Annotated in this window: 1 protein-coding gene; it reads left to right on the plus strand. The window is 52.5% G+C overall.

What is annotated here, in order from left to right:
• Nucleotides 1–9: 9 nt before the first annotated feature.
• Complete coding sequence (gene gshA / locus QUA45_RS28830) at nucleotides 10–1,161, plus strand: glutamate--cysteine ligase (protein WP_333223367.1); 1,152 nt, start codon at nucleotides 10–12, stop codon at nucleotides 1,159–1,161.
• Nucleotides 1,162–1,325 lie beyond the last annotated feature (164 nt).

The raw sequence follows: 1,325 nt of genomic DNA on the forward strand, positions 1-1,325 counted from the left end.
GGAACAAACGTGCTGCTATCAAAAGGCTTTGAAGTAGAAATGTATACCGGCACTCCCGAAGGTGAGGTTGTCGGTCTCTCCGATCGCATAGTCGCCGATCTAGAGGGATTCGTCCGGGAGCCTGATAGCCGCAATGTGGAGTACACGACCGCCCCCCTGTGCAGCTACGATCGCCTGTTGTGTGCCTTAGTCAAGCCACGAGTCCGGCTGCGCGAGTATCTCAAACAATTGGGCGACTATACCTTGCTGCCGGGAAGTACCTTGTCTCTCGGAGGGAGCGATCGATTTTACAGATCCGATCCCAACAACCCTTACCACACCTACATCGAGCAAACCTACGGCACCAAAGTCGTCACCGCCAGCATTCACATCAACATCGGCATCTCCCAACCAGAAATGCTGATGCGCGCCATCCGCCTAGCCCGCGTCGAAGCACCGCTATACCTTGCCTTGAGCGCCTCTTCCCCCTTCCTCGACGGCGAAGTCACGGGCTATCATTCCACTCGGTGGGGTTTGTTTCCCAAAACTCCCGCCATCGTCCCCTTGTTTGAAAGTCACAAGCATTACATTCAGTGGACTGAAGAACAGCTAGAACTCGGTACTATGCAAAACGTCCGTCATCTGTGGTCGGCAGTGCGACCAAATGGCGATCGTCGCCCCTACTGTCTCAACCGCCTCGAACTGAGAATTTGCGACCTTGAGGTCAATCCTCTAGCTCTGCTGGCTATCACTGCCCTACTAGAAGCTCGCATTTGGCAGATGATGGAAGACCCCAGCTTAGACCCCTTAGAACTCAGCACTTTGCCGGTGGCCACCCGTAACGAAGACTTAGTTGCCCTCGCAGACGCCAACGAAATTGCTGCATCCCGGCAAAGTTTGGATGCCGAACTCACCCATTGGCAAGACGGCAGAACTATTCTGGCACGAGATTGGATTGAGGAAATTTACCGAGAAGTGTGGCCTATAGCCAAAAAACGCGGCTTTAGCTGCTTTCTCTCACCGCTCAAAAAGATTCTCCGGGAAGGCAACACCGCCCAGCAGTGGTTGAAGCTGCACGAGGAGGGTTCGGATACGCGCAGTATTATTCTGCAAGGGATGAAGGGCATGGCTTACCAAGAATCGGAGCTCGAAGACAACTTGTGCGCCCAGTTAGTTGCCTGAAGTATCGGCCGTTATTATAACGGGGACTTTCACTAGCCCCCTGGCTATGTGTACTCAGCGAATACAAATAGCCCGAACCTCTCGGTGAAAAGTTGCAGAGCGACTCCCAAAAACAAATCAGAATATTTAATCAATGGAGCTCGACAAAGGTTATAAATAAAAGC

The sequence above is a fragment of the Microcoleus sp. Pol12A5 genome, from assembly GCF_036701435.1.
Classification (GTDB): Bacteria; Cyanobacteriota; Cyanobacteriia; order Cyanobacteriales; family Microcoleaceae; genus Microcoleus.